A 26,915-nucleotide genomic window follows, 5' to 3' on the forward strand; every position below is an offset into this window, starting at 1 on the left:
AAAGAATGAATATAAAAGATTCCGGTTTAAATATTGTGACTATCGAATAATCACGAGCTTTTCGATTTGTTCTGTTGATTGTCTTCCTTTCGGGGTATTTGCTGCAACCCGAAGCACATAAATATAAGTACCGTTACCCAGGCGATCATAATCCCGGTCACGGCCATCCCATGAAATACTGGCATAAGAACTTGTAGTTATGAGTGATTCTTGAATTTGCTGTACCGGCTTGCCACTTAAGGTGTAAATCCGGATGGATACATCCAGTGGGGTGCCGGGCTGATTGTGCTCGAAGGTAAAACGGGTGGCATCATTCATCGGATTCGGGAAATTAAACACGTTTCTAACGGATAACTCCTCATTCGATTTTACTTCAAAGAAAATTTCTTTCTCTGAAGGATTATTATGCACATCCCACGCCCGAGCAGTAAGGGTATAACTACCTTCCGGAAGCTGGTCCAGAGGGTACTCGATACGCCCCCGCGTGAAATCATTAAGACTGCCCTCATAAAAATCGTTGAGAACAAATGACTGTTGTGGTTTGGTATCGATAGTAGCAATTATTTCATGTCCTACTCCTGTTCCTGTAGTGTTTATGCCTGATTGATCTTCAAGCTCAATAATTAGTGTTGGTGAACTGTTGACGAGGTTTCCATTCACAAAACGCTCGTCGTTAAGAAATACATCCATCTCGGGGCCTTGTCCGTCGTTCTCGGCGTCTTCATTAATGCCGTTAAACTGTACGTTGGTAAAAGAACCGCCCGCGGTGTTTTCGGTACCTTCGGCATAAAAAACGATGCGCCCGGTTTCTTCCGAAAAGCTGATATCCTTGGGTACTACAAAGGTGCTGGAAAAACGCCCGTTCTCGACGCCCGCCTTTCCTTTAAAAATAATGTCGTTTTCAACTTGGTAACTGCATTCATCTAAAACACAGCGGTCTTCCCTTACCCAATCGCGGTCGGTGGGCAGGTTTACTTCCCGAGGAGCATCAAATACCGTAATAGTCGCCTCGCCATTGTAGTCTGAAAGCAACTGACCAGAAGGAGAGGTGATTTCACCACTCAAATTCACTTGATCCAGAGCTTGAATAGTAACCATACCTGTATCTGAGTTTTGGTCATTAATCTGGCTGAGGCGTATACGATTTTCAGGCAATTTGAACTTGCCAGCTGGATCACCAATAAGGATGAATTTTTTATTATTGTCGCTAGAAATTATACGGTTTCCGGATATGATTGAATTTTTCGTGTTTTTTATTATATCTCCCATTCTTTGAGGAGAACCATCCGGATTACGCTCTGTAATGCGTTGGGACATTGCGATGTTAAGAGCAAAATTATTATTTGAACTTTCCCTTACACTTGTATAGACCACTCGAGTGGTAGTAAATGCAGCAATAGCTCCTCCATTTTCTGCAAAAAATAATTGTTCTGCTCCTGATTGGACGTCAATATCATCATATCGACCAAACTGACAAGTGGCGGTGACCAATACTGCCAATTTATCCCTGTTATTCAGTCGAGGTATGTCATTAATATGAAATAGATTTTCATCAGATAGAGTTTGTTCATTCCCATGTCCGGAATAGTTAAGTACTAAGGTTCCGTTATTGAAAGAATTAATAAATGCATCCGTGGCTCCCGGAATTTGTCGCCCTGAACCAGTAATTTCTTCAGGATAATTGAATTCATAGATCTTGTTAATTCGGATACCTGGTTCTACAATTTGTAGTCTTCGAGAGGTAACATCTGCATTGTAAGTATGTTCATCACGATTAACGTCAGGCTCAGGGAGGTCGTCATCGGCTGCAAAAGTAAAAATGTTCTGCCAGTCACCATTGTTTTCCGGGTTCTCGTATCGCTTAATTTTATCAATTGCTATACGGGCTTCTGTCTCGGTTTGGGCTGATATGCGCCCAATACCAATATCAATTAGATGGGAGGATGGTGTCGTTGATCCATCAATATCTCCCTCGTTATCATCAAGAAAACCTAGATAATCGTCCGTTCCAAAGGACTGAGTTCGGTGCAAGGATTCTTCTGTTTGATAGGTCAGGAGATAATTGGTATAGCTGTCTTCAATGATATTCTTGTAATCAAAGGTGGTATCTCCAAATAGCAATAGATACCGGGGCGGTTCCTGTCCGTTTTGCAGGGCCCGGTCGTATAAAAACTTCACATAATTTCGAATAGCGGTAGGATCAGAAACGCCGTTGGAAAATTCATTCAGGATTTGTTCCTGGGTTACAATCAGTGAAGACAGTCCATCCTGTTGTTCACGGTATCCAGCCAAGTCTTCGGCATAGTCGCGGAAAGACTCTGAAGTGATGATTAGGTATTCGGGATAACCGGCTATGGCTTGAATGTTTTGGGATTCAATAGACTCTCCCATTGCAGGAGTAGAATACCCAGACTGAGCCATAATTTGCAGGTTGGGTCCGGTGTAGTAATTAAGATTATAACTATTGCCTGAAGCCGATACAGAAAGCAGTTTGGGGCTTGTGACATCAGTAACGTCCATCACAGTAGGCTCTTCCGAAAAACCGGTAAGTTGATACCGGGCAATTTCATTATCAGAACCGTTGTACGAAGTGAAAAAGAACAAACGGTTATTTTTGGCTTGCAGTCGGCGGTTTAGGGTAATCCGTAACCAGTTTACAAAGCCGGTTGAATTTGGATCACTGTGCCGGTAACGGGCTTCTAATTCAATCTGATTTCCGTTTAAAACACTTGAAGAAGTATTAAAACGGAGTGATTCGGCACTTTCTCCAGTCGATTCGTTATAGTCTATCCTGGTGAAATATATACTGCTGCTCGTAGAAGAATTATTCATCCGTACATCAAAAGAGCTGCTGTTAGAAGAACGGCTCACCAATTCTCCTTCAATTTTTACAACCTGACTGGGAGTAATGCCGGGCAGGGTATCACGCAAAATAGTGTTCCAAACGCCATTGCTTGAAGCAGGAAAGCGTTGTCCCAGCCAGTCGCGGCCAGATTTGTGGCGCTCTTCGGCGCGGTATAATTCCTCCTCTTTCCAGATAAAATCAGTGAAAGTATTAATGGTAGAGGAAGGTGCCGCCAGATTGTTATTTACCGGGGAGAGGCGTTCACCGCTTTCTGAACCGATCGTAAGAAATACATAGTTTTCATTACTGTAAGGATGCACCTGGTGGCTGAAGTTACCTGCGACATCGCGTTCTACTTTATCCGGAGAATTAGCATAAAAGATAATTCGGTCTCCGCTGTCAAAAGAATTGTCAGACTGCCCTTCTACAAGGATAGGAATCTGTTTGAATACAGGTTTTGGGGCATCGTTTACTTCGGGTAGGGGGTATCCGCCATTGCCCCATATCTGGATATTCTGTGGATCAATAGATGAGACTTCTACTCCCAGTTCTTCCAGGTAGTCTGCGTCAATTTCGTAAATAGAGTTTTTGGTAATGGGAATTTTGTACCAGGTTCCGGTTTCAAAGAGACCCTCTGTTTCTGTTCCGGAGTTTGCTTTACGTGGTAATACCCGTTCTCCTTGTTTGTATACACGTAATTTAAGGGAAGTAAGTACTTTAGTACTGTTCTCACCAACCCGGGCAATATGGATTTGGGATGGGCTGACCCTTTTCCCACGGTAAACGCCTGGTGCAGACGTTTCAATAAGCGGAGTGTTATCATCTGCCAATGCCATAACAGCAGCTTTTTCCTGCGAAATAACTTCCGGGAGCGTAGATACTTTTTGTTCCAAAATCTGGAATTGGGGAGAGCCGCCGCTAACAGGTATAGTAAGGGCGTGCGGAGATAGAATTTCCTGATTGGGATTAAGAAATTCATAATCCGTAAAAGTATCTGTTTCTGCTACTACTTTCACTTGCTGGGCTTGCACCCCATACGCAAACAATAAGCAAAGCAAACTACCTTTTAGCAGTTTGGTAAGCATATGAAAATTTATGGTTTACAATTTACGCGTTAAGCGCGATGGTTTAGTAGCAGTTTTTCTATATATCTATAGTACTTCTTGGATTAAGGGACCTGTTAAAAGATAAGTACAGCCTGTACTCTTTGTTATTTATTTGTCGTTGTCGAATGAATAGTAACGAGTCTTCTCTATAGTGTGCTGTGTTTGGTTTTCAGGTCGCATATATAATAGCTTAGTAAGCGAATAATGTCAATAAAAAAAAGCCTGTTTTTATACAGGCTCTTTTTAAGTTGTTTTACTTAATTACAGCATTTCTATAACTAAAGAGGATGCTCCGCCTCCCCCGTTACAAATGCCGGCACATCCGTATTTGCCGTTTGTTCGGCGCAGTGCATGTAGTAAAGTCACAATAATACGAGCACCTGAACAACCCAGCGGGTGACCGATACTTACGGCTCCCCCGTGAATGTTTACTTTTTCAGGATCCAGCTCCAGGATCTGGTTGTTCGCAAGAGCAACTACCGAGAAAGCTTCATTAATTTCAAATAGGTCGATGTCATCTTTGCTTAAACCCGCTCTTTTGAGTGCGATGGGGATGGCATCGGCAGGAGCTGTAGTAAACCATTCCGGTGCTTTGGCTGCGCTGCCATGACTGAGAATTTTTGCCAGGGGTTTCAGCCCAAGCTCGTTGGCTTTTTCGGCACTCATCACCAATACGGCCGCCGCGCCATCATTGATACTAGAGGCATTGGCAGCCGTTACGGTACCTTCTTTATCAAAAACGGGTCGTAGATTCGGAATTTTGTCAAAGCGAACTTTATCGAGTTCTTCATCTTTGGTCACTTCACTAACGTTACCCTTTCGGTCTTTCACCTTCATGCGGATGATCTCATCCTCAAAATAACCCTTCTCTGTAGCCTCAATAGCTCGCTTATAAGAAGTAATGGCATATTCATCTTGCTCTTCCCGACTGATGTTGCATTCGCGGGCGCACAAATCACCGGCATTACCCATCAGGTAATTGTTGTATACATCCCAAAGACCGTCTTTTACAATGCCGTCCTGCGCTTCTACATGACCGTATTTGGCACCAAAGCGTTGCTTGGGGAGGTAGTAGGGTACGTTACTCATGCTTTCCATACCACCGGCTGCTATGATATCAGCTTGACCAAGACGAATTTGATCGGCCGCTATCATAATAGCTTTCATCCCGGAAGCACATACTTTGTTCACAGTGGTAGCCGGAGTGCGTTCGTGTAAACCTGCCTTGAGTGCTGCCTGACGGGCCGGGGCTTGTCCAATTCCTGCTGATAAAACATTGCCCATCACCACTTCTTGAATATCATCGGGTTTGATGCCGCCCGCTTTGGTGATTTCCCTGATGGCTGCAGCTCCCAAATCCGGGGCGCTGAAGGAGGAAAGGCTGCCGCCAAAGCCGCCCATGGGTGTTCGTTTTGCTGCCACTATGACTACGTCTCGCATGATTCTGACTATTTTTTTAGATTAATAAAATGTAAGTATTGTAAGCGCTTTTCTAAGCGTTGAAAAGATAATAAAGTACTTGCAATGATGATATCGGAAAGAAGGGAATTCCGGCAGTATTAGTTTAAAAAATGTATAAGGAAAAACTGGATGCGTTATTGAGGAGGGAAGTTTTAAAATCAACCCTCCAAGGGTTTTGAACCCTTGGAGGGTTTGAGGTATTAGGTAAGAAAGTAATTAAAAGGCCTGTTTTAAGTCATCGAGCAGGTCATCGGCATCTTCAATACCTACCGAGATTCGAATCAACGAATCTTTCAAACCTACTTTTTCACGGACTTCTTTCGGGATGGAGCCGTGGGTCATGGAAGCCGGGTGGCTGATTAGTGATTCCACACCGCCAAGACTTTCAGCCAGAGTAAAAATCTTTGTGTTCTGCATGAACTTTTCAGCCGCCTCGATAGAGTCATCCTTCAAACTGAAAGAAAGCATGGCCCCAAAATCATCCATCTGTTTTTTGGCGAGCTCGTGCTGCGGGTGAGATTTCAGACCGGGATAATTCACCACATCAACTTTTGGATGATTCTCAAGGAATTCAGCGATTTTCTTTGCATTGTCTACGGAGCGTTGTACGCGAACATGCAGTGTCTTAATGCCTCTCAGGGTCAGGTAACAATCCATAGGCCCGGGAACGGCTCCCGATGTCTTGGTTTGAAAGCGGAGGTTTTCCATAATCTCCTGGTTCGAACTGGCTACTGCACCCTGGATCACATCGGAGTGACCGCCCAGGTATTTGGTGGCCGAGTGCATCACGGCGTCAGCACCGAGTTCAAGCGGGCGCTGCAGATAGGGAGACGCAAAGGTGTTATCTACTACGGTAAGGATTTCCTTTTCTTTGGCAATTTCAGAAAGGGCTTTAATGTCTACCAAACGCAGAAGGGGATTGGTTGGGGTTTCAATCCACATGAGCCGCGTTTTCGGGATGATAGCATTCTTCACCTCATCAAGCTCCCGCATATCCACAAAAGAAAAATCAATGCCGTAGGGCTCAAACACTTTGGTGAATAAACGATATGATCCACCATATAGATCATTGGTAGTAATCACATGATCGCCGGGACGGAGCATCTTCATGATGGCATCCATTGCCGCCACACCACTTGAAAATACAGCGGCTTCATTGGCTCCTTCCAGTCCGGCAATCATTTTTTCCAGGGCAGTTCGGGTAGGATTACCCACGCGGGCGTAATCGTAGCCCTTGTGTTTGTTAGGAGCTTCTTGTTTGTAGGTTGAGGTTTGAAAAATAGGAGGCATCACCGCGCCGGATGTTTCTTCAGGTTCTTGTCCGGCGTGGATGGCTTTGGTATTAAATTTCATAAATCAGTTGTTAGGGGAGGCGGAGTTTTGCGCTTTTAAATTTTCCAGGGTACTCAGTTTAGCCTGGTATTGTTCATTGTCAGGATTGGCATCGCTTAGTTTTTCATAGTAATCAATGGCGAAGTCAATTAACGTATAGGCTTTACTTCGTATTTCAGGTAGGTCTTCCGAGAAAACTACTTTTTGAAGGGATAAGTACTGAGCAGACAAATTGTTGTAAAACACAGCCAGACTTTCCAGGTAATTAACATTGGCGGTATCTCTTCTGAAAGCCTCAATGAGCTGCTGTTCGGCTTGTTCACCAGTGCCTTCGGCTTCAAAACGAAGTTGGCTAACTAAAGCGCTGTCCTGAGCTCGGTAAGCTGCTTTCAAGTCACCAATAACAATCTCGGTGATTTCATAGAGCTGTGTTCCATAAACATTCCTAAGACCGGCATTGTCTGGATTTTCTTCAACCAGTGGCTTTAATATCTCAACAGCTTCCGTATGATTGCCATTGGAGACGTAAGCATTGATTAAGCCAAAGGCAGTATTGAGGTCATTTTCCAGGCTTTTATTGGCCAGCTCATAATAATAGGCTGCCTGTTCGGGATCGCCTTTTTCAAGATAAAGGTAGCCCAGGTTCTCATATAGCTGGGGAGGTGGATTATCACTTGCGCTCAATGCTCGCCGGTACGTAGCTATAGCTACATCGAGTTCTCCCATTTTAAATTGGGTGATAGCCAGACTTTTATAAGTGCTCACGGCATCGCTTTGAAGTATTAAAGCATTCTGAAAGTGAATGGTTGCCCGCTGAAAATGTTCATCGAGCTCTTCATTTTCGGATGCTTGAAGCCCAAGGTTGTGTTCAAACTTCCAGTACTGCTGGCGTAAGCTGTCAATTTGGTTTTGTTGGCGGGTTGTTGGTTGATAGTCCCCGGCGGCATTAAAACTTTCAACGGCAGACTCATAATATTCTGCTCGCACTTCAGGATCATTATCCCGGGCCAGGATAGCATGAATTTTTGCCTTTTGGATGTATAAATCCGGTTGGGCCGGATCTTCCGCCAGTTGGTTATTAATGGATGTGAGTGCCTGTTGATAGTTTTTGTTATTCAGCAGCTGATCAACACTGGGTTGAGTGGTACTGCAAGAATAAAAAAACCCGGCTACCAGAAGTAAGCCTGTTAGCCGGGTAAAAAATGATTTTTTAAGTTTATTCATAATGTTGAATGCAGATGATCTGATGTTACATTCCTGCTTTTTCCATGGCTTCTTGTGCTTTCTCAGGCATATCCAGTGTTACGTAGATACGAGAAAGTGTTTGCCAGTACTGAGTATTGTCAGGATCTAACTCAGCCGCTTGCTCGTAATATTCCATGGCTTTGGTGAGTTCTTCTTTAGCCATTTCATCATATTCAGCAGCTTTCTGATTATCGGTCGTAAAGTTACGCTTGTCAAACAATGCGGCAGATTTGTTTTGGTAGATGATACCGAGCGCATTATAAGCGGTATCGTCGTTAGGACGAAGCTCTATAACTTCAGTAAGTTCTTCTTCAGCTAACGTGCTGAGTTCAGCGATTTCAGCTTCAAGAGCGGCAGTTTCAGTTTCAAGCTCAGCAATTTCCTCGTTAAGGGCTTCTTTAGCTTGTCCAGAGGCGCCACGTGCTTCTTGTTGCAATTCGTAAATGCGATCGTAATTATCGCTTACCTGTTCAGAAATTTCAGAAGTAGCCTGCAATAACTGTGTACCCAGAGCCAATCGATACTGTGGATTGCTTGGATCTGTTTCGATCAGTGTTTGAATCAATTCAATAGATCGGTCTCGATCTCCTGCTTGCATGTATGAGTCGGCCAGACGCTGTACCAAACTTACACTGTCAGGATAAATTTCCATGCCTTCTTCCAACACTACAACCGAAGAATCTACCTTGTTGAGGTTGGCATAGTAGGCAGAGAGTCGTTCGTAATCAGCAGCTGGTGGAGGGTTCTTCAGGTCCATGCTTTGGTTAAGAGCATTGGCTGCTCCCTGGAGGTTGTTATCCATATAGTAAACCTGGCTAAGTACATCATAAGAAAGCGTACTGTCAGGGTTTACAATAATAGCATTTTCCAAGTGATTAATAGCAAGCTTGAGCGGTTGTTCAACCGTAGCGGCTACACTATCATCGGTGGCATATTCGATAGCAGCGTTGTGTTCAACACCCCAGGTATTCAGGATCAGGTTGTTAACATCGCCGGCAACGTCGGGGGTTTCTTCCATACCAGCAAAAAGCTCACGGGCAGTTACAATAGATTCCCGGAAGTTTTTGTAAGGAGGCTTGCGCTCAGCAGGGTCATCAAAACTCAGCGCTTTTTCAGAATATGCGAGAGCTTTGTAGTAATAAGGCAATCCGCTATTGGGATTGGTAGCGATGGAGCTATCCAACATGGCGATAGCTTCATCATAGTTTTGGGTATAAATATTTTTTTGTGCTTCCGAAATCAGAGGGTCAGATGATTCACAACTGGCCAGAACCCCAACAATAAGGAAGGCAGCTAATAACTTGCTTAGGTGATGTTTCATTTTAGTGGTATTGAATTTGGTTGAAATCAGATCAAATTTATATGTTGTCAAAAATAATCATATGTGGTACTACCTGCAATTTATTCGCAGATAAGCTAAATATAGCTTATCACATTAATTTTTAATGAATATCAACATGAAAAAAATACATTCTACAAATTCAGCTCCAGCTGCTATTGGCCCTTACAGTCAGGCAGTTTCATACAATGGCGTACTCTATTGCTCGGGGCAAATACCCCTTAATCCAGATACTATGGAAGTTGTGGGCGAAACCGCCGCCGAACAAACGGCTTTGGTTATGAAAAACTTAAAAGCGGTATTGGAAGAGGCCGGCTCTGATTTTTCAAAGGTGCTTAAGTGTTCCATTTTTCTTGCAGATATGGATGATTTCGCGGCCGTTAATGAAGTATACGGGGCAAAGTTTGAGAGCGACCCGCCCGCCCGCGAAACGGTAGCAGTTAAAACCCTTCCGAAAAATGTGCTGGTTGAAATCAGTTGTATTGCACATATATAAAGAAGGAACTTAACAAGTCTTTAAAGCCGCTTTTTACCTTAAGGTAGAAGTGGCTTTTTTATGTAAAACTCAGTCCCGATAATATGAGCAATACGAAGTCTGACCGATGCTTATTCTTTAAAGTGAATGCGGGTGGCGTTTCCCGCAGGGTCTTCGATGTAGATCTCGGCTGTATTCGTATTTGAAGGAGTGAAATCAGGCAGGTAATATATTAAAACCTCTTCCTCATAGTCATATTCAGCAATGCCCCGTTGGCCATTGATGATAAAACGGGCGGAGGAGGAGTTGATGCCTGTTTTTTCATCGCTGACTCGCACGCGGGCTCTCCATTCCCCATAGTCGGTTTTATAGATTTTAAAGCTGGATACTTCCGGAGCTTCATTATCGGCCTGAATCACAAATTCACCAAGCTGTGAAGGAAATCCCCATACGGTGCGTCCAATCAATCTTGAATCAACATAGGATAAGGAGCCTGAAGGGCGCTTTCGAAACAGCCGGTAATTTTCACCCGGTTTGGCCAGATCTCCCAAATAAAAAGCGATGCCAAATTCCGACTTGGCGGCCAGCATCTGTGGCTGAACAGAAATGTGAGCTTTCTCGTCTTCAATGGTGTAGGTAGCTGCAACAGAAAGCGTATCAAAAAATGCGGATCGGGGAAAGCGCAGCTGCAATCGCCGGTCGGGCAGAGTGAGTTTTTTGCTTGATTCAGGGTAAACTCGAGCCAATAAAATGGGCACTGAATTTGTATCATCCCGAAAAAGTAGCCGTTGATCATCAGTCCAGGGCCATCCAGCAGAAGTTCTCTTAAGGTTGATGGTGTTCATTAAATCCGGAGATACCCAGTCTTGATGCCAGTACCAATCACTTATGGGGCGACTTAAATCTACAGGCGATGAGGTTGTTGATGACGAATTAGGCTTAATCGTGATTTTTGCTTTGGATGTATTTCCAAAATAATCAGCTGCAATGATGGTATATGTATCGGTTGAATCAGATGCAGAGATTCTTGAACGGTCAGTAACTTTTAGATGAAAAGGGTGTTCGCCACCTTCTTTGGCATACAACCGCTGATGACCCCGACGTGTAGAGCCAAATGGGGCAATGCGGTCGATGTACATTTCCCCGGATTCATCATAACTAAACTGCTTCAATTCTTGATAAAATAGGGTGTCTTTCTTGTGTAGCAGGGCCAGTGAATAAATGGCATAGACATTGTATACATCATTGGCGCGATCATACACGTTTACGGCTAAGCCTGTACTGCCGTGTAAGCGGATGGTTCCAAAATCATACACACCGTTAGGCCGCTTTACGGGAGTAGCATAGTGTGATATCGGCTGGCTATTGATGCGGCTTTCGCTGTTAAGTGGTTCCGCAATCAAAGAACTGAAAACAGGGGATAATTCATCCTTAACAGTTAAATTGGTAGTAAGTGCGTTTACAGGATTTTGAAGAGAATCACGGACTTCGAAGTGTAAATGGGGCGGTCCGATACCGCTTGAGCCGGTGTATCCAATGAGGTCGCCCTGCTCAAATGTGGCAACAGTGGAATCAAAGGTGGCATCCATTTCAAAAGAATAATCCTGCAAGCGAATGGAATCTGCAATGGCCTGGAGCTCCGGCGCAAATCGTTGAAGATGCGCATATACGGTGTAGCTGCCATCATCGTGTTTCAGGTAAATGGCATTGCCATAGCCACGTTCGGTTACCAGGAGTCGGTACAAGTGACCGCTTCGGGATGCAAAAACACGGTAGCCTTCTTGGCCCCAGGTTTTAATATCCAGTCCGGCATGAAAATGTTGGGAGCGGGTTTCGCCGAAAGTGGAGCTCAGGTACTGACCGGAATCAGTAGGCCATAGGTAGGTTTGAGCCTGAACGGTGCCAGGGCTTATGCCCATCATCAAAACAAGAAATAACAGTATGTACCGCACGGCTCAGGAAATATTGACAGTTAAAGATTGGAGGCCATTTTCCAGGAGCACTTCCAGCTTATCCCCGGATGCTACTTGTCCAACCCCTTCTGGCGTGCCTGTAAAAATGAGGTCGCCTTTGTGCAAAGTATAAATCTGAGAGAGGTAGGAAATCAGATTGGCAATGGGGAAGGTCATCTCGGAAGAATTGCCATGTTGTTTAACAAAACCGTTCTGGAAGAGTTTGATGTCTATGTTTTGGGGATCTTCGATCTCGTCCACCGGCACAAAATTACTTATGGGCGCAAAATCGTCAAAGCCTTTGGCCACCGCCCAGGGTCGGCCCTGTTTCTTTGAAATCCGCTGTATGTCCCGCGCCGTAAAATCGATGCCTGCTCCATAGCCGGCAACATATTTCAGGGCATGTTGCTGAGAAATGCTTTTCCCGGTTTTAGAAATAGCTACCACAATTTCAGCTTCGTAATGAATTTCATTGCTTTGCGGAGGAAGCGAGATAGTAGCATTATCATAGCAGATGGTGCCCAGTGGTTTCAAAAAGACCAAGGGAATTTTTGGGACAGGGCTGCCCATTTCTTTAGCATGCTGGGCATAGTTTCTGCCGATACAATAGATAGTACGAACAGGAATGTCGAGACCGGGGACTTGCGGGTGTTCCATCAGACTGGTTTTATATACAAGTTATGACGGTTAACGGGTGACTAGGCTAAATCTGTTATCGGTTAATGGATAATTGTTATTTATGAAAGGTACGTTGCTAAAAGCATTTACCAATAACCATTAACAAATCGCGAATAACCAATTGAAGATATAAAAAAAGCCTTAACTCCCACGGAGCCAAGGCTTAATTTCTGAAAAATGCAGATTGGTTTAGTTAACCGGCTCTACATTAACGTGCTTACGGCCGCCGGAACGAACTTTAAAGTTCACAGTGCCGTCGGAAGTAGCAAAAAGGGTATCGTCGCCGCCTCGTTTAACATTCATGCCCGGGTGGAACTTGGTACCGCGCTGACGTACAATGATGCCGCCTGCACGTACAAATTCGCCACCGAATTTCTTAACGCCAAGCATTTTAGGATTCGAATCGCGACCGTTTTTTGTAGAACCTTGACCTTTCTTATGTGCCATAACAGTAGGGTTTGTTAGTTAAAAAGTTTATGAGAGTGCTTCTATGAGTTCGGCTTTTTTCATGCTGGAATATCCGGTGAGGCCTTGTTCTTTAGCCATGTCTTTCAATTCCGCAACCGTTTTAGAGCTCAAATCAACGGAGGCTGCTTCTTCACTTTTAGAAGAACTGTCTTCTTTGGGAGCAGCTTCTTTTTTCTTGGCCGTTGCTCCGGAAGCGGTAATTGTCTCAATCTGAATCTGAGACATCACTTGCCGGTGACCGTTCAATTTTTGATATCCTTTGCGGCGTTTTTTCTTAAACACCAGTACCTTGTCGGCTTTAACCGTGTCCAGAAGCTTAGCGGTAATCTCAGCGCCTTCAACAACGGGTTTTCCAATATTCACATTTCCGTTGTCATCTTTTACCAGCAACACTTTGTCAAAGGTAAGCGTGTCATCGCCGCTGTTTTGTTTGTCCACAAACAGTACGTCGTTTTCAGCTACTTTGTATTGGTGTCCGCCGATTTCAACAATAGCGTACATAATCGTTTAATTTCTTTCTTTTGCATTTAATTCAGAGCTTGAAAAGATAGCGTTTATATGAGAGAAAACAAAGCAAATCTATGCTGATAAATTCACAAACTTCATTTACATTTAGGGCAAAGCAAAAAATTAAGTGATTTATCCCATGAAAAAACTACCATCACTACACGAACAAGCCTTTAAATATAAAAACACCAAACGCCTTCAGCACGACGGCGGGCGGGCATGGATAAAGGATTCGCAACTGCACGAAGCACGCAAGGACGCTAACGGACGCTTCGTTACCGTTCCTCAAAAACTAAAAGTGCCGTCCACTTCTACACAAATGCACGACGACAACAAAAACCTGCCGAACATCCGGCCAGATAACGCACCGGTTTAAAAGATTAAAGATTAAAAATTGAAGATTGGGTAAAGCTGAGAATTCAAGCTAGGATTAACCCAGAGAGTTCCCCGCTTAGGCGGGGATAGAGGGTGGATGAAAGTATCCAACGCCCAAAAATTTCCAATCAATTTCATAATATTTTCTGAGAACGAGTCCTATATGTTCATCTATTTCTCGTTCCACATGCTCTGCGTTGGAACGAAAACTCTTGTGGCTAAACTGAATGAGTGGATCCAGTTACTGTTGGGGCAATCATTTTGTAGCGCAACCCTATCCCCTTATTCCCCAATTCACTTATCCCCCTAAAATCACCGAACTAAAATTTGCAAAAGCCCGCACAAAGTCGGTATTTAAGGCTGTTCATTTACTATAAAATCAGACACAGATGGGAGAAGAGCGCGTAACGCTTGCTGACAATAACGAAAAGGTGCAAACCTTTATGAAGCATGTGCTTCGCGACTTGCGGGCACTCAACAAAATGCTTGACGAAGATTGGTTTGAAACGGATACGATCCGGATTGGGGCCGAACAGGAATTGTGCATGGTTGATCCGCACGGACGCATCTTTCCCAAGTCCTTGGAGGTACTAGAGCGGCTGGGGGATGGCAACTACACCACCGAGTTTGCTAAGTTCAACCTGGAAATAAATATGGAGCCCCTGGAGTTTGGGGGCAATTGTTTATCCCAGATGGAGCATAACCTCCACCAGGAAATGGAGCATGTTCGAAATACCGTCCGGGAAATGGGCGGGGATATTTTGCTTACCGGTATTTTGCCCACTATCCGTAAAATGGATGTGGATATGGAGAACCTGACTCCGCTTCCTCGCTATAAAGCCCTGTGCAAGGCCATCAATAAACTTCGGGGCAAGGAGTACGAACTGCGCATTCAGGGAATGGATGAGTTGCTGATGAAATTTGATTCCCCCTTGCTGGAAGCTTGCAACACCGGTTTCCAGGTACATTTGCAGGTAAAGCCTTCAGAATTTGTAAATCGTTATAACATTGCCCAGGCGGTAACAGGCCCGGTTTTAGCCTGTGCCGTAAATTCCCCCATTCTATTTGGAAAAAGATTATGGGCAGAAACCCGGGTAGCTCTTTTTCACCAATCCATCGATACCCGGCAAGTGGGAGAGCATTTGCGGGATTCGAGTCCACGGGTGACTTTTGGCAACGAATGGCTGAAAGACAGTATACTTGATATCTACCGGGAAGATATTTCCCGCTACCGGGTAATGCTAAGTACCAATGAAAGGGAAGAAGTGGAAAAAATGATGGAAGAAGGGCAAGTGCCTGAGCTTATTGCCCTGCAGGTTCATAACTCTTCGGTCTATCGCTGGAACCGTCCCTGTTATGGTATCAGCAATGGAAAACCTCATCTGCGTATTGAAAACCGGGTGTTTCCATCCGGACCAACGGTGGTAGATGAAGTAGCGAACGGGGCTTTTTGGCTCGGACTCTTGAATGGTTTTGAAGATAAATATCCTGATATCACCCAAGAGCTGGATTTTGACAGTGCCCGAATGAATTTTTTTGCAGCTTCCAAAATGGGACTGGATACCAAGTTTGAATGGACGGGCGATCGTAAGATTACTGCTATGGATCTCATCAAAGAAGAACTACTTCCCATTGCGCGTAATGGTTTAGAAAAGGCGAATATAGATGCTTCAGATATTGATACGTACCTTGGAGTGATAGAGAGCCGAGTGGATTCTGCACAAACCGGTTCCTATTGGCTGGTAAAGTCGTACGGAAACCTGACGAAAGAAAACAATCGTGAGCAGGCCCTTTCGGCCATTACAACGGCCATGGTGAAGAATCAGAAAAAAGGAGAGCCGGTGCACAAATGGGGCAGGGCCCGTATTGAAGAGATGGATCAGTGGAAGCCGTCTAACCTGATGGTGGAAGAATTCATGACGACTGATTTATTCACGGTTCGCAAAGATGATATATTAGAGTTTGTAGCCAACCTGCTTGACTGGCGAAAGATTCGTTATCTTCCCGTCGAGGATGATCAAAAGCACCTGATTGGATTGATCACCATGCGCCAGCTTCTGCGGGAATATTCGAAATCCGTGGATGACGAAGGAGATACCGGTTCGCTCACAGTGGAGGATATTATGATTCAAAATCCTATTACCATTCACCCGGAAGCTTCTATTATGGAAGCCATGGCGATTATGAAGGATCAGGGCATTGGATGCCTGCCGGTAGTTAAAAATAGCCGTCTGGTAGGGATCATCACCGAAGGCAATTTTATGAAAATCACCATTCGCCTTCTGCAAACCCTGGAAAGCCAAAAAGAATAAATTTAAGGAGACGCTTAAGCTGTTGCAGACCAAAACGTTCATGGAGACGCCCCCCGATTTACATACAGATTTATCAGATATTGAAAGAGTAATATGGAGCCATGAGACCGATACGGGACCGGTTTTAGTCATTTTTGCAGGTATTCACGGGAATGAGCTGGCAGGAATTTATGCTTGCCAGCGTTTGTCTAAAAAGCTATCCGAAAATACGGATAAGCTGGAAGGCTCGGTCTACATGATTAGCGGAAACCGGGAGGCCATTAAAATGGGCTACCGGTATATCAACCGGGATTTGAACCGTATCTGGAACGAGGTAACTGAAGGGGTAAAAGCCAATCCCGAGTTGCAGGACGATATTGAGTGGGAAGAGAGCCTGGAGTTGTTGCAAGTCATCAATACTATTGTGGACAAGCATAAGAATACCCACCGTGATGTTTATTTCTGTGACCTCCATACTACCTCTGCTCAAAGCTGTGCTTTTATTCTTTTTAATGATACCCTGGAAAACAGGCGAAGTGCATCAGTGTTTCCTGTTCCACAGATTCTGGGTATTGAAGAATCCATCCATGGTACGCTGCTCAGTTTTATTAATGACCTGGGATATCCGGCCATTGGTTTTGAAGCCGGCGAGCATAACGATCCCCAATCGGTATTGCGTACGGAAGCATTTTTGAGGCTATACCTTCATTTCTTAAACATCCTGAAGTTGAAGCTGCCCGAGCTTCAGCGTTGCGAAGAAGTCATGAGTGCTCCTTCCGGGAACCTCGATGAATATTATGAAATCACCTATCATCATTTTGTGGAAGATGCCCGCGAATTTGATATGAAAAAAGGATATCAGAATTTTGATCCAATAAGTAAAGGTGACTTGCTGGCTTACGATCACGAAAAGCCAGTGTATGCCCCAACCGATGGACTGATTTTTATGCCGCTGTATCAATCCAAGGGGAGGGATGGTTTTTTTATTCTGAAAGGCCGTTCTCCGTTTTGGCTGGAAGTATCTTCTGTTTTTCGGGATAGTTTTTTAAATAAGTACCTGCATTTCTTACCCGGGGTTGATAAGGTTGGCCATGGTTCATTTACCGTAGATCTTAGAGTTGCCCGGTTTTTTGTGAAGGAAATATTTCACCTGCTGGGCTATCGGGTGATACGTAAGGACGAACAAACGCTGGTGTGTTATAAGCGATAGTGGTAATTGCAGATTGCAAATTTCAGATTAAAAAAATGGAAGATTGAAAATTAAATCTTTCCACAGGCTGTAAGATCCTTCAACGGTAGCTTCAGGATGGCGCTATGGGATTATAGGGAATTAGATCAACTAAGTCCCGTCATTCAGAGGCTACTGCCAATGAAACTTGGCCAGGCAATGCTTAACAGGTTGCCATCGGGTGTAGGTTTTCCTGATTTACTACTTATCCAATTCCATTATTAGTTAGTAGGCATTTGGTTTTCCAAAACGGTCAATGTAACGAGATTTCTTTACCAGCCAAAAGTCCACCTCAACCCAATAAAAAAGCCCTCTGCGGAAACAGAGGGCTTTTTGAGCATTTCTCAAGGTTGAATAAAATCAACCCAACAAATAATTAGTCGTCACTATCCAGGATATCGGCAATGCGTGCCCGGATATCTTCCAGGTGAATGCGGGTAGCACGATCAAGACCGCCGCGGGCAAGGGCGTTCCGGGCATCACGGTCCAGGATGTTAAGCTGGTTGCGAACAATAGGACGGATGTCGGATTGAGACACATCCACTTCCGTCCAGCCCAGGAATTCTCTCCATCGCGAAGGAACAGAAGGAAGTTCTTCCGTCATCAGGGATTCCATTTGTTCCACATAAGCACGTTGCAGGTTTCTGCGGTGTACGCCAATGTCTTCACTGGCTCGCACTTCGCTGAAGATACCGTTACGGAGGTCGTCCATCATTTCAAAAGCGGTGTACACATCGCCTTCGGCACGTCGCTCAAATTCAATTAGGCGAGCAATGCGTTGCGGGTCAGCTACCTGGTTCAGTACACCGGCCTGGGCACTGCGGAAGCTTTCAATGGCGGTTGCCTGATTAATGCGGTCCAAAATTTCAGCTTTGAACGCCCAGCTTGGAGTACTAAAGGCATGCTTTTGCAGGAAGTCCATAGCACGTTTTTGCTTAGCTTCTTCTACGGGACTATATACGGCACCTTCTTGCTCGTAGGTTTTATAGTTTTCATAAACCCCACCGATGTTTGAAAGCACATGCCCCATGTATCGTCTCCATTGGCCAATCACGTTGTTATACAGTTCTTCAAGCTCATCATAATTGGCACCATCGCGTTCGGTCCATTCAATCAGGTTGTCGGTGATTACCTGTAGGTTAGCCAGACCTAATTCGCTGGCATCCATAGCGTCGCTGGTGAGATCTTCGTTTTGAGAGCGTGGATCAATTTTGCTACCGGTTTGACGGCCATAGAAGTACAGCGGATCGCCGGCTCTTTCCAGGGTCCACTCGTTCAGTTTCGCTTCGATTTCTTCGTCGCTCATGTCTTCAGGGAACCAAGTGTAACCCCATTTGGTAACCCATTTGTCATAGGGACCAACAGCGGGATAAAAGTTGGTAACGCCATCGCCGGGCTGAGCTACGTAGTTGAAACGGGCGTAATCCATGATAGAAGGAGCCGTTCCGTTATTGGATGTAAATTCAGGATCACGCAGTTGATCTACCGTGTAGGCATAGCTGGAACCCCAGTTGTGTGGGAAGCCAAGCGTATGCCCTACTTCGTGTGCAGATACGAAGCGAATCAGTTCGCCCATAATCTCGTCATCAAACTCAACACCGCGTGCATCGGGATTGGCCGCTGCTGTCTGGATAAAGAACCAGTTGCGTAGCAGGTTCATCACGTTGTGGTACCAGCCAATGTCACTTTCAAGAATCTGGCCACTGCGTGGGTCGTGTACATGCGGACCGTATGCATTTTGAATAGGGGAGGCGAAGTAACGGATCACAGAATAGCGAACATCTTCAGGGCTAAACTCAGGATCTTCTTCTTTCGTCGGGGCTTCTTTACCAATAATGGCGTTCTTAAAACCGGCGGCTTCAAAAGCAACCTGCCAGTCGTTTACACCTTGAATCAAATACTCTCTCCATTTCTCGGGAGTAGCGGGATCAACGTAATAGATGATTGGATTTTCAGGTTCTACCAACTCGTCGCTTTCGCCATCCAGCCATGCTTCATAGGCTTCTTTGTCTTTGGGGACCAGCTTCCAGCGGGTGATGTGCTGGATGTCTTCGGCTTTTTGAGCTTCGCCGTACTTGGTTTTTTCTACACTGAAAAAGCCCACGCGCTGATCGTAGCTTCGAGCCCGCATTTCTTCAGCAGGCAGCACAATCATACTGTGGTTTACTTCCAGGGAAATAGTTCCGGTAGATGAATTGGAAGGAGGGTTGCCAGCGTCGTAGGTCAATACGTTGCGGGCTTCAATATTTTGGGGATAGCTGTTGATGTGCTCGATGAAAGTGCGGCTCCCGTCAAGACGGCGTACCTGATATTCTTTACGCTGATCACTTTCCAGTCCCAGCGAAGGAATGTCGTCGGTAAACAGGCTGGTTACTTCGATGAGTGAGCCGGTTGAATCTTCATTCAGGGCTTCCACTTCAAAAGAAGCTATGATGGGTTCAAAATTAGAATTCTGAACGGCTTCATAAATAGGTAGTGTGTCGGAAGCTACGTTTTCATAAGAAATATGGCGGAGCAGAATGTCATCACCTTTCTTTTGCCAGCGGATAATCTGCGTATTCAGTTTCTCACCGCCATAGCCAATATTGTCGGCTGTTTTGGCAACGCGGGTTACCAAAAGCATTTCACGGTTCAGCAGAGAGTCTGGGATCTCGTAATAAAATTTGTCGTCAACTTTGTGTACGGTAAAAAGGCCTTCATCGCTTTCAGCCTCGTCGGTGATAATATCGTCAAAAGATTTTTTATCTCCGTTTGATGCCGGGGCCTCAGAGGATGAGGAAGCCGGTTTCGCCGCCTTTTCTGCGGTTTTACAGCCTGTGAAAGCAAGTGCAAACCCCAGGAAAAGCACGGAGAGTTTCGTGATAGGTAATTTCCCGTTAGTCATGTGTGATTGGTTTAATGATGATTTTTATGGTAGCACCCAAAATTGAGGCTACTTTATGTGCTAATCAAGTAGGAATAAAGACAGGAGTGTAAAAAAATAAAAAAGGCCCTGATCGTATGGATCAAGGCCTTTCACTAAACACGTTTGTAGAAACTACAAGCGATTAATTTAAATCGGGATTGATGTTGGTTTCTCTCTGTGGAACAGGGAAAATGATTGCTTGTGAATCGTAAGCAACCGTACCTACATCAGATTGTCTTCTTTTTAAGTCGTGAAGTAAGCGTCCTTCAAAAGCCAATTCGAGCTTACGCTCCATCAGGATATCTTCAAGAGTGAAGTCGACGGGTAAGAGTGGGTCTAAGCCTACTCGTTCACGAACGATGTTTACATCTTCAATAGGAGTATTAGGTCCAACCTGATTAGCAACAGAGAGCTCAAAGTTGGCTTCAGCTCTTGTCAGGTACATCTCGCTCAGACGTATCACATTAACATTCCCATATTGGTTTCTCCATTTTCCAGTTCTAAGCGGACTGGTTTCTGGGGCTGAAGGATCGTCGTAGTAGAATAAGTCTAATCGAGCGTCTCCTTCTTCATACAGGGCAATGTGGGCTGGGGTGATGTCAATGTCACCACGACCACCAGCGCTCTCAGCTGCAAAGTAGAGGTTCAGGTCGTTTGCTCCGTCCTGGTCGCTTACCTGTATCGCAAATATATCTTCTGAAGTATTCACGTTGGAGTTATTGAAAGCAGCGCTATAATCACTAACCAGAGAATAAGCACCGGATTCGATTACCGTGCTGGCTTCGATAGCGGCATTCTCATAGTCTCCCATTTGCAGGTATACTCTTGAGAGTACGGCAGAAGCAGTTAGCGAACCGGCAAATACTCCATTTGTTGGAGCCATCAAAGACTTAGCTGTTGTTAAGTCTGAGAGGATTTGCTGGTAGGTATCTTCTACGGAGCTTCGGCCGATCATGCGAATATTTGCATAATCTTCTTCCGGTTCCGTAACAATTTGGATGCCAGGGTTGCTTCCAGTGTTGCCAGCACTATAAGGTGCGGCATACATTTTTACCATCTCAAAGAAGGTAAGTCCTCTTAAGAAAAGAGCCTCGCCTTGCACTTGCTGACGAACGGCTTCATCTTCAATCTTATCCAGGTTTGCTAAGACAATATTAGTCAAGTTGACCGTGATGTAAGCACGGTTGTAAGTGGCTTCAATTTGGCCATTCGTAGTCTGAACCTGCTTGTTGTAAATCTGACGAAGAGTTTGGAATGTACCGGTGAAATTAATTTCAGGATCGGCACTATCATGAGATAACAGTTCGGCTTCTGTGGCCAAACCGCCTCCAAGAAAATCATCGTCAGCAATGCTGTTATACGCCCCAATCAGAATCGATTGTATGTTTTCTGAACTTGCTAATGCAGCTTCTTCAGATACCTCTTGAGTGGGCTCAATATCGAGTAAGCTATCGCAGCTTGTCGCTATAAAAAGCGTCAAGACGGTAGCAATTAATAGGTTATATCTTTTCATGTTGTTCAAGTCTAATATGTTTATAAAGCTCATTAATTCAGATTAAAATCCAAGGCTTATACCAAAGGTATAGATCTTTGCCTGTGGTGCAGAATAGAAATCCTCACCAATGGCAATATTTCCGTCATTAATATCGGTATTAACCTCGGGATCCCATCCATCATAATCCGTAAATGTGAGCAGGTTCACTCCAGTAAAGTAGATGCGTGCTCTATTGATAGACAGTTTTTCTGAAAGACTAGAAGGCAGTGTATAACCAAAGCTCAGGTTTTTAAGTCTCAGGTAACTTCCGTCACTCAGGTAACGGGAAGACTGCGCTGATCCGTTGAAGTCGAAAAGACGTGCCTGAGGTACGTCGGTCACATCACCGGGTTCTTGCCAGCGGTCTTCGTATTGGTCGAGCGTTTGGTTATCAAAATAGCAAGCTGAACATGCCTGGTAGACACCGCCGCCATTGTAAATCTCATTGCCATATACGAACTGGAAGAACAGGCTCAAGTCAAAGCCTTTGTAAGCAAAGCTGTTGGTAATACCACCAATGAAATCCGGGTTAGGATTGCCAATTACAACCTGGTTAGCTGCATTGGGATTGTTGGTAGTTCCGGTGCTGTGATCTTTGCCTTCCGGGCTGTTCACATAATACAAGCCGTCGCCATTTTCAGGATCGGCACCAGCCCATTCCAGTGCATAAAATACACCGATAGGCTCGCCTTCAATCGCGCGATTTCTTCCATCAGAAATTACCTGGCCGTCAATATTTGTGATTTCGTTTCTGTTGATGCTGAAATTGAAGGTTGTGTTCCATTTGAAAGCACCTACCGTGTTGATGGAATTCACTACAAATTCGAAACCTTTGTTTTCCAGAGAACCAACGTTACGCGTCTGCTCGGTAAATCCGGAAGTAATTGGGATGTTTACATCCAGCAGCAGATCTTCAGATTTTTTCAAATACACGTCAACTTCACCACTAACACGGTCAGAGAACAATCCAAAATCCACACCCAGGTTATACTGAGTAGCTGTTTCCCATTTTAGGGCAGGGTTCGGAGTTTGATCAGGTTCCAGAGCAGACCGCCCGGCATAACCTGCAGCACCATAAAGGTTTCTTGAGCTAAAGTTACCGATAGCAGCGTTACCTGTTACACCAGCACTGGCTCGTAATTTTAGGAAACTAAGGCTTTCAACGTCCAGAAAGTCCTCGTTAGATAAGATCCATCCGGCTGAAACCGCAGGGAAGAAACCGTAACGGTTGTCTTCACCAAAACGAGAAGATCCATCAACGCGACCACTTAAAGTAAGCAGGTAGGTATCTTTAAAGCTGTAGTTGGCACGGGCAAAATAACCTACAAAGCTGTATTCCGTTTCCCCACCTGTACCGGCCGTAACGGTAGTAGCACTCGAGATCTGAGTGAAATCATCATTTGGGAAATCTTCTGCAGATACAGAATTGAATTCCTGAAGGGTATTTTCATAAGAAGTACCAACTACGGCATCCAGGCTATGGTCACTGCCATAAGTGTCATTGTATTCAAGATAAGCCTGACTAATCATAGTTCTAATGCGGTCGTTACTAAGGAAGGCAGAACCGTTATTAGCACCCGTAAACTGGAATACAGAACTTCCGTACCACGCCTTTTCTTGTTGATCCAGAAGATCCAATCCAAATTCACCCTGAACACGGATTTTTGGAGTTATCTCGAAGCGGGCAAAGGCTTTACCCAGCGTACGGTATACTTCAGTATCATAGTTTGTACCGTCCAGGTATAAAAGACCATTATTATACAAGGTGTTCATGTTCAAGGTCCCGTCTTCGGTATAAACCGGGGTTAAAGGACTTTGAGCAGCAAGCTGAATAGGCGTAGCAAAGGAATTATCATTTGGAATCCTTTCGTTCAAGGTGCGAGTTAATGCCATGTTTACGCCAATATCAAAACGGTCAGTAAACTGGTGATCCAGGTTTACACGTCCGTTAATTCGGTTAAAAGTATCACCGATAATGTGGCCTTCCTGGTCATCAAAAGCACCACTTATAAAATATTGGGTTTGGTCATTTCCACCGCTGGTAGAAATTTCCAGACTCTGAGAGAGGTTGTCCTGATAGGCTTGGTCTTCCCAATCTACATTGTTTTCAGGGTCCCAAACACCACCTAAGTAAACATCAAAATATGCGTCAATAGGAGTGGTAATACCTACGTTTGCTCGAGCTTCATCAAACAAGTCATAGTATTGTTGACCATTTAGAAACTCTTTGTGGTTGGTAGGGGTGCGGGTAGACAGAGAATAGTCTACGTTAAACTGAGCATCTCCTGATCTACCAGATTTTGTGGTAATCAAAACAACACCGTTGGAAGCACGGGAGCCGTAGATAGCAGAAGCCGAAGCATCCTTAAGAATTTCAATAGACTCAATGTCGTTAGGGTTGAGATCTGCTAATGGGTTGGTTGGCGAACCATTGCTAGAAAGGTCAGTGGTATTGACGGGAATACCATCTACAACATAAAGCGGCTGTGAACTGGCATTCACAGAAGCTGTACCTCGTACCCGAACAGTGATACCACCGCCCAGTTTACCATTATCAGCCTGAACAAATACACCTGAAGCACGGCCTTGAATGGCTTCTTCAAAGCTGTTTAGGCTAACGGTTTCGAAGTCTTCTGATGAAACAGACGCGATGTTGCCTGTAACTTTCTCCTTAATCTGAGAACCATAACCTGTCACAACAACCTCATCCAAAAGCTGTGTGTCAGTTGCTAATTCGATGTCAATAGTAGATCGACCGTTAACAGAAACTTGTTGTTCCATGAATCCAACAGCCGAAAATACAAGGATGCCGTTCTCAAATTCTGAGTCGGTAAGTTCTATTTCATACTCACCATCAATATTTGTTGCGGTTCCTTTGTTTGTTCCCTGTAACAGGATAGTAACGCCTGGTATAGGTGATTCGTCATCAGCGGAAATAACCGTACCAGACACTGTCTGGGCATAAGTAAATCCGGTGGAAACGAAAAAAAGCAGCACCAGTGAGCTGCAATATAGTAGTAGCTTTTTCATATCTGATCTTTATTGTTAGTAATTAATGCTTGTAAAAAGGTAGCATCCCCAACAATAATCGAATTTCTAAGCAAATGAAACTTGTAATAATGCCGAAAGCGCTTTTAAAAAGTTAAATTTTGACAAAAGCGCTTCAATGCATTAATAAATCAGATATAAATCTTATTTGAAGAAATGAATTTATGTGAAATTTAGAATTACCCTAAATATTCCAAAAACCATCCTTCGGTCCATTCCAGTACTTCAGACAGAGGCTTCGGAAAGTCTTGACTATCAAAGGGATGGGCTGCTCCGTAGGTGTGGCTTCCATTGGCAACCAGGCGAAGTTCTTTTTCTTTAGAAGCACAGGCGATATGCAATTTCTCTGAATCGGTATGGGGTACGGATTCGTCTTCGCGTCCATGAATAAATAAGGTAGGGATGCGTAATTCTTTCACTTGTTCCATAGCAATCACGCGATCGGCATTGTTGATGGAATCTTCATACACCACTTTTCCAACTTTCATCTTTTGGCCGGTTCGGCTGTTCTCAATCTCCGTGTAGCCTTTTTCATCCCAGTCTTTTTTCATCTCCTCGGTCCAGCGTTCCCGGTAATCTGCTACGGCCGACCATGTTACCAGGCACTGCACAGGAGTGTATTCGGCAGCGGCGGCTATTGCGGTATGGCCCCCTCTTGAATGTCCCAGAAGTCCGATTTTGTCCGTGTTTAGCTGCGCATGTTTATCAGATATAGTACCATCTTGCAAGGCATCAATAACCGAACCGATGTCATCCAGGTCCTGGGAAAAAGTTTCGCGTTCAAATAAATCCATCTCCGTGAATTCGGTACGATTATCGCCAATGCCATTCAGTGAGAAGTTCATGGCAACCACTCCAAAGCCGGCGCGGGTTAGTTCTTCACAAACATCCGGAAAGGGGCCCCAGTCTTTGAATCCCTTAAATCCATGCAGAAAAATGATAACTGGAAAACTCAAGCCATTTCTGGATATGGGAGAATACAAATCATAGCGGATAGGGTTTCCTTCGGTGGATGGTATTTGTCCCGATGAAATTGAAATACTGCTTACTTCCATGAAATAATTGCTTATTTAAAATGATTTTTAGGGTTGTTAACTATATAGCTACAAAACATACTTACGGTTTCAATCATCTCCAATAATTATTCTGAGATACCGGGATGTATGTTTTGGACGATATTTATATAGCGTATTATTTGGCGGGAACATTCCGGGAAATGTGGGGAGAATTAAAGATTGAAGACTAAAAATTGAAGATTGGCAGCTCAGGTAGTTAAGCACTCACGCATAATGGTAGTTTTCCTCGTTCCTACGCTCTGCGTGGGAACGTATTGGCGGGTAGAGTTAGAATGGAAATAGGAAGATGGGGTAGTTAAGGTCTCTCTCTTAATGGCAAGTGCATCAATGCGAACCATGATTTGCGGGATTGGAGGATGTGCATAATTAATATTTAGAATCTGAGATCAAGAGGCCTAAGGAGATCTTTTAAGTTTGCAACTTAAAAAGTTAAAGCCCTGATGTAGTCTGACATGGCACATAGCTTAACCCTGACAAGTCTTAGACTTGTATTATGGTAGAATAGTTGACATGATGAGATAATAAAACAGATGGAACTTGCCGTACATTTTTGACCCCTTCTGTCTTCCCCTTCGTAAGGGGAAGGACTCGTTGGTGAGTTTTGGGTTGCTAAAATATCAAGGCCTTGGCAAGTTTATCATTGAGAACCATGATTATCAGGATTGGAGGATGTGCATGATTATTATTTAGAATCTGAGATCAACAGAATCCATAAGTAGATCTTTTAAGTTTGCAACTTAAAAAGTTAAAGCCCTGATGTAGTCTGACATGGCACATAGCTTAACCCTGACAAGTCTTAGACTTGTATTCCGGCAGGATGGTTGACATGATGAGGAAATAAGGCAAATTAAGCTTGTCTAGCACTTACGCCCCCTTCTGTCTTCCCCTTTGTAAGGGGAAGGACTCGTTGGTGAATTTATAAATGTAGAATGACAGGCATTGGCTAATTCTAATCAATGGACTTACTACATTTTACTGGACACGAAGTTAAGGTATATTGTTGGCTACATACTAATTGAATCAAATGAGCAAACCAGAACGAAGAACATT

At 44.3% G+C, this 26,915-nt stretch carries 17 protein-coding genes; 4 read left to right on the forward strand and 13 right to left on the reverse strand.

Annotated elements, in window-relative coordinates; genetic code table 11:
* Positions 1-39: 39 nt before the first annotated feature.
* The 5 genes from porU to FN815_RS17240 form a co-directional block, all read right to left on the reverse strand.
* Entirely contained in the window at positions 40-3,930 is a 3,891-nt protein-coding gene (gene porU / locus FN815_RS17220; protein ID WP_142456053.1) for a type IX secretion system sortase PorU, read from the reverse strand.
* Positions 3,931-4,212: 282 nt separating this feature from the next.
* Positions 4,213-5,391 (reverse strand): acetyl-CoA C-acyltransferase, encoded by a 1,179-nt coding sequence (locus tag FN815_RS17225; RefSeq protein ID WP_142456054.1) that lies wholly within the window; start codon positions 5,389-5,391, stop codon positions 4,213-4,215.
* 237 nt (positions 5,392-5,628) lie between these two features.
* Positions 5,629-6,765, reverse strand: a complete 1,137-nt coding sequence (locus FN815_RS17230; protein ID WP_142456056.1) for a cystathionine gamma-synthase — start codon at positions 6,763-6,765, stop codon at positions 5,629-5,631.
* Between the two features lie 3 nt (positions 6,766-6,768).
* Positions 6,769-7,968: a tetratricopeptide repeat protein gene (locus FN815_RS17235; RefSeq protein ID WP_142456058.1), complete on the reverse strand. Its 1,200-nt coding sequence runs from the start codon at positions 7,966-7,968 to the stop codon at positions 6,769-6,771.
* A 25-nt stretch (positions 7,969-7,993) separates the two neighbouring features.
* Complete coding sequence (locus FN815_RS17240) at positions 7,994-9,310, reverse strand: tetratricopeptide repeat protein (RefSeq protein ID WP_142456060.1); 1,317 nt, start codon at positions 9,308-9,310, stop codon at positions 7,994-7,996.
* 136 nt (positions 9,311-9,446) lie between these two features.
* On the opposite strand from FN815_RS17240, the gene FN815_RS17245 reads away from it, so the two are divergent.
* Positions 9,447-9,824 (forward strand): RidA family protein, encoded by a 378-nt coding sequence (locus FN815_RS17245; protein WP_142456062.1) that lies wholly within the window; start codon positions 9,447-9,449, stop codon positions 9,822-9,824.
* Between the two features lie 110 nt (positions 9,825-9,934).
* Here FN815_RS17245 and FN815_RS17250 read toward each other — a convergent pair whose 3' ends face one another.
* The 4 genes from FN815_RS17250 to rplU all read right to left on the reverse strand — a co-directional run bounded on the left by FN815_RS17250 (position 9,935) and on the right by rplU (position 13,402).
* Positions 9,935-11,755, reverse strand: coding sequence for a M23 family metallopeptidase (locus FN815_RS17250; protein ID WP_142456064.1), 1,821 nt, complete (start codon positions 11,753-11,755; stop codon positions 9,935-9,937).
* A gap of 3 nt (positions 11,756-11,758) precedes the next feature.
* Positions 11,759-12,412 carry a fumarylacetoacetate hydrolase family protein gene (locus FN815_RS17255; protein ID WP_142456066.1) on the reverse strand — a complete coding sequence of 218 codons (654 nt, stop codon included), beginning with the start codon at positions 12,410-12,412 and terminating at the stop codon, positions 11,759-11,761.
* A gap of 210 nt (positions 12,413-12,622) precedes the next feature.
* Positions 12,623-12,880, reverse strand: coding sequence for a 50S ribosomal protein L27 (gene rpmA, locus FN815_RS17260; RefSeq protein WP_142456068.1), 258 nt, complete (start codon positions 12,878-12,880; stop codon positions 12,623-12,625).
* A gap of 27 nt (positions 12,881-12,907) precedes the next feature.
* Entirely contained in the window at positions 12,908-13,402 is a 495-nt protein-coding gene (gene rplU, locus FN815_RS17265; RefSeq protein WP_142456070.1) for a 50S ribosomal protein L21, read from the reverse strand.
* A 145-nt stretch (positions 13,403-13,547) separates the two neighbouring features.
* On the opposite strand from rplU, the gene FN815_RS17270 reads away from it, so the two are divergent.
* From FN815_RS17270 to FN815_RS17280, 3 genes are all read left to right on the forward strand, one after another.
* Positions 13,548-13,784: a hypothetical protein gene (locus tag FN815_RS17270; RefSeq protein ID WP_142456072.1), complete on the forward strand. Its 237-nt coding sequence runs from the start codon at positions 13,548-13,550 to the stop codon at positions 13,782-13,784.
* A gap of 388 nt (positions 13,785-14,172) precedes the next feature.
* Positions 14,173-16,095 carry a CBS domain-containing protein gene (locus FN815_RS17275; protein ID WP_142456074.1) on the forward strand — a complete coding sequence of 641 codons (1,923 nt, stop codon included), beginning with the start codon at positions 14,173-14,175 and terminating at the stop codon, positions 16,093-16,095.
* Positions 16,096-16,135: 40 nt separating this feature from the next.
* Positions 16,136-17,284 carry a succinylglutamate desuccinylase/aspartoacylase family protein gene (locus FN815_RS17280; RefSeq protein ID WP_185957356.1) on the forward strand — a complete coding sequence of 383 codons (1,149 nt, stop codon included), beginning with the start codon at positions 16,136-16,138 and terminating at the stop codon, positions 17,282-17,284.
* Positions 17,285-17,678: 394 nt separating this feature from the next.
* Here FN815_RS17280 and FN815_RS17285 read toward each other — a convergent pair whose 3' ends face one another.
* From FN815_RS17285 to FN815_RS17300, 4 genes are all read right to left on the reverse strand, one after another.
* Positions 17,679-20,186, reverse strand: coding sequence for a zinc-dependent metalloprotease (locus FN815_RS17285; RefSeq protein WP_142456078.1), 2,508 nt, complete (start codon positions 20,184-20,186; stop codon positions 17,679-17,681).
* 163 nt (positions 20,187-20,349) lie between these two features.
* Positions 20,350-21,720, reverse strand: coding sequence for a RagB/SusD family nutrient uptake outer membrane protein (locus tag FN815_RS17290; RefSeq protein ID WP_185957357.1), 1,371 nt, complete (start codon positions 21,718-21,720; stop codon positions 20,350-20,352).
* A 42-nt stretch (positions 21,721-21,762) separates the two neighbouring features.
* Complete coding sequence (locus FN815_RS17295; protein WP_142456082.1) at positions 21,763-24,771, reverse strand: SusC/RagA family TonB-linked outer membrane protein; 3,009 nt, start codon at positions 24,769-24,771, stop codon at positions 21,763-21,765.
* A gap of 197 nt (positions 24,772-24,968) precedes the next feature.
* Entirely contained in the window at positions 24,969-25,844 is an 876-nt protein-coding gene (locus FN815_RS17300) for an alpha/beta hydrolase family protein (protein ID WP_142456084.1), read from the reverse strand.
* Positions 25,845-26,915 lie beyond the last annotated feature (1,071 nt).

Origin of the sequence: Gracilimonas mengyeensis, assembly GCF_900182705.1 — a bacterium.
Taxonomy (GTDB): domain Bacteria; phylum Bacteroidota; class Rhodothermia; order Balneolales; family Balneolaceae; genus Gracilimonas; species Gracilimonas mengyeensis.